This is a genomic window from Actinocrinis sp., assembly GCF_035650855.1.
GTDB lineage: Bacteria > Actinomycetota > Actinomycetes > Streptomycetales > Catenulisporaceae > Actinocrinis.
In genome coordinates this window covers 1-3,706 of sequence record NZ_DASRGV010000002.1, presented here as the reverse complement: position 1 = coordinate 3,706, position 3,706 = coordinate 1, and the positions used below count along the sequence as shown (strand labels likewise).

Sequence of the window (3,706 nt, the reverse complement as noted above, 5' to 3'; positions counted from 1 at the left end):
GGATGACCCTTCGGGTCGTCGTAGAGCAGGGCGATGGAACCCGGCGTGTGGCCGACCAAGTGGATAACGCGCAGCGGGATGTTGCCGACGTTGATCGTCTCGCCGTCGCGTAGGCGGAGGTCGGTATGGACTGGGATACCGTCCGCGTCGTATTCGCCTGCTGCGGTACGCGCACCGGTCGCGTCGACGACTGCTTGCAGCGCCTGCCAGTGGTCCGCGTGCTGATGGGTCGTCACCACCGCGGCGAGCGAGCTGCCGATCGTCTGCAGGAGGCGGTCCGGTTCGGCCGCCGCGTCGATGAGCATCTGCTCGTCGGTTTGGCGGCAGCGCAGCAGGTACGCGTTGTTGTCGTAGGGACCGACCGCGACCTTGGTGATCATCAGCGGGGCGAGTTCGCGCACCTCCGCGGGGCCGCCGACCGTCACGTTGCCGTGGTAGCTCATGAGCCGTCCTTTCGCTTCGGGCCGTCAGTTCCAGGCCGGCAGGGTGGGCAGGGCGTCGAAGGGCTCGACGACCAGGCCGTCGCCGTTGCTGCGGCCGATCAGCCAGGCCAGCAGCGCCGGCTCGGGGCCACGCACAAGCAGGTGTTCCTTCTCCTGCGGGTCGCAGCCGACGCCGACCGTGCGCGCCGTGTCCTCTGCGTGGAGGCGGAAGGGCGTCTCGGCCTTTGTGGCGTACGCCGGGTTGGTGAAGCGCTCGGCTGCCATCTCCAACGCGGGACCGGTGAACTCGGCCGGCCAGTGCGCGGGGGAGAAGCCGAGGTCGAGGTCCACATGGTGGATGTAGACCTCCTCCAGACGCCACCACGGGATGCGCCCGGCCGGTTGCGGGCCGCCGGTGGGACGCTCGACCTTGGCCTGCCACTGCTCGGGGGTGAGGCGCGCGGCCGCCTCGACGAAGCGCTGTCCGGCCTCCCGCAGGTCGGTGGTCAGCTGCTCCGCGGTGCGTCCGGCTCCGGCCTCGATGTCCTTGTTCCGCTGCCCCGGGTTCGGGTACGCCTCGTGCCGCTCACCGGTAGCGGCCCAGGTCAGCAGGTTGCGCAGGGCGTCGGCGTTGCGGGCCAGGTGGGTCAGCAGGTGGCCGCGGGTCCAGCCCTCCAGCGCGCAGGGCTCGCGGACCGCCTGGTCGTCGAGCCGCTCGGCCGTGCCGAGCAACTGGGCCGTCGCCTCGGTGATCTCGGCCAGCAGGGCGGTCGGGTCGAAGTCCGGGGAGCGCGGATCAATCGTCATGGTTCCTACTCTCCCGCAGCCCGCCCCGGCCGCGCCACGCGCGGGAACACCAGCGCGCCGCGGGCGCTTATCCGGAACGAAACAAGTCTGTCGGTGGGTCCGCCTAGCATGTTTGGGGGAGTGTTGGGCGGGTTCAAGACAGTCGGAAGTATGGGAGCCACCGGTGACGGACAAGCTGGTCGTGCGTGGGGCGCGCGAGCACAATCTGAAGGACGTCTCGCTCGATCTGCCGCGCGACGCCCTCATCGTGTTCACCGGTCTATCCGGCTCCGGCAAGTCCTCCCTCGCCTTCGACACGATCTTCGCCGAGGGCCAGCGGCGGTACGTCGAATCGCTGTCCGCGTACGCCCGCCAGTTCCTCGGGCAGATGGACAAGCCGGACGTCGACTTCATCGAGGGCCTGTCTCCCGCGGTGTCGATCGACCAGAAGTCCACCTCGAAGAACCCGCGCTCGACCGTCGGCACCATCACCGAGGTCTACGACTACCTGCGTCTGCTCTACGCGCGCGCCGGGCGGCCGCACTGCCCCGAATGCGGACGGCCGATCGCCCGGCAGGCCCCGCAGCAGATCGTCGAGCGCGTGCTCGAACTGGAGGAGGGCACCCGCTTCCAGGTCCTGGCCCCGGTCATCCGCGAGCGCAAGGGCGAGTACGGGGAGCTGTTCAAGGACCTGCAGACCAAGGGCTACAGCCGGGCGCGCGTGGACGGCACCGTGATCCAGCTCGCCGAGCCGCCGGTGCTCAAGAAGCAGGAGAAGCACACGATCGAGGTGATCGTGGACCGGCTCGCGGTGAAGGGCGGTGTTGATGGAAAAAACTCTGCGAAGCGGCGGCTCACCGACTCGATCGAGACCGCGCTCGGCCTGGCCGGCGGAATGATCACGCTGGACTTCGTGGACCTGCCCGAGGACGACCCGCAGCGCGAGCGGATGTACTCAGAGCATCTCTACTGCCCGTACGACGATCTGTCCTTCGAGGAGCTCGAGCCGCGCTCCTTCTCGTTCAACTCCCCGTTCGGCGCCTGCCCCGAGTGCACCGGCCTCGGCATCCGGATGGAGGTCGACGAGGAGCTGATCATCCCGGACCCGGAGCTGTCGATCGCCGAGGGCGCCATCGCCCCGTGGACCGCGGCCGGGCAGGGCTCTGAGTATTTCGGCCGGCTGCTGGAAGGCCTGGCCGACGAACTCGGCTTCGACCTGGACGCCCCCTGGCGCAAGCTGCCGCCCAAGGTGCGCAAGGCGATCCTGCAAGGCCACAACCACAAGGTGACGGTCAGTTACACCAACCGCTTCGGCCGCACCCGCAGCTACTCCACCGGCTTCGAGGGCGTGATCCCGTGGATCGAGCGCCGGCACAGCGAGGCCGAGTCGGACAGCGCCCGCGAGCGCCACGCCGGATACATGCGCGAGGCGCCGTGCCCGGCTTGTAAGGGCACCCGGCTCAAGCCCCTGGTGCTGGCCGTGACCCTGGGGGAGAAGGCCGACGGCGACGGCGGCGGAAAGTCGATCGCCGAGGTCGCCTCGATGCCGGTCGGCGAGTGCGCGCGCTTCCTCAAGCAGCTCAAGCTCAGCTCCCGTGAGGCACAGATCGCCGAGCGGGTGCTCAAGGAGGTCAACGAGCGGCTGCAGTTCCTGGTCGACGTCGGCCTGGACTACCTCTCCCTGGACCGCGCCTCGGCCACCCTGGCCGGCGGCGAGGCCCAGCGCATCCGGCTGGCCACCCAGATCGGCTCGGGCCTGGTCGGCGTGCTGTACGTGCTCGACGAGCCGTCCATCGGCCTGCACCAGCGCGACAACCACCGGCTGATCGAGACCCTGGTGCGGCTGCGCAACCTCGGCAACACCCTGATCGTGGTCGAGCACGACGAGGACACCATCAAGGTCGCCGACTGGGTGGTGGACATCGGCCCGGGCGCGGGCGAGCACGGCGGGCACGTGGTCGTCTCCGGCCCGGTCTCCGACCTGCTCGACTCGGAGGACTCGCTCACCGGCGCGTACCTGTCCGGCCGGATGCGCATCGAGGTGCCCGGCCAGCGCCGCCCGGTGGACCCGAAGCGGGTGCTCACCGTGCACGGCGCGCGCGAGCACAACCTCAAGGACATCGACGTCAGCTTCCCGCTCGGCTGCTTCGTCGCGGTCACCGGCGTGTCCGGATCCGGCAAGTCCACGCTGGTCAACGACATCCTGTACACGCACCTCGCCCGCGAGCTGAACGGCGCGCGGAACGTGCCGGGCCGGCACACGCGCGTGGACGGCGACGACCTCGTCGACAAGGTCGTGCACGTCGACCAGTCGCCCATCGGCCGCACCCCGCGGTCCAACCCGGCGACGTACACCGGTGTCTTCGACCACATCCGCAAGCTGTTCGCCGAGACCACCGAGGCGAAGGTCCGCGGCTACCAGCCGGGCCGCTTCTCCTTCAACGTCAAGGGCGGCCGCTGCGAGAACTGTGCGGGCGACGGCACGATCAAGATCGAGA

3 protein-coding genes are annotated in these 3,706 nt (G+C 69.6%); 1 reads left to right on the top strand and 2 read right to left on the bottom strand.

What is annotated here, in order from left to right:
- Positions 1-443, bottom strand: a 443-nt coding sequence (locus VFB40_RS00040) for an MBL fold metallo-hydrolase (RefSeq protein ID WP_324847140.1), incomplete at its 3' end; no start/stop codon positions are given.
- 24 nt (positions 444-467) lie between these two features.
- Positions 468-1,229 carry a maleylpyruvate isomerase N-terminal domain-containing protein gene (locus VFB40_RS00035; protein ID WP_324847139.1) on the bottom strand — a complete coding sequence of 254 codons (762 nt, stop codon included), beginning with the start codon at positions 1,227-1,229 and terminating at the stop codon, positions 468-470.
- Positions 1,230-1,392: 163 nt separating this feature from the next.
- Between VFB40_RS00035 and uvrA the strand changes: the two genes are divergently transcribed.
- Positions 1,393-3,706: excinuclease ABC subunit UvrA (gene uvrA / locus VFB40_RS00030; protein WP_324847138.1), on the top strand; the 2,314-nt coding region annotated here is incomplete at its 3' end.

What these genes read in the sequence shown, in the direction of transcription:
- VFB40_RS00035 (WP_324847139.1), bottom strand. Translation starts at nt 1,229, where the DNA reads ATGACGATTGATCCGCGCTCCCCGGACTTCGACCCGACCGCCCTGCTG.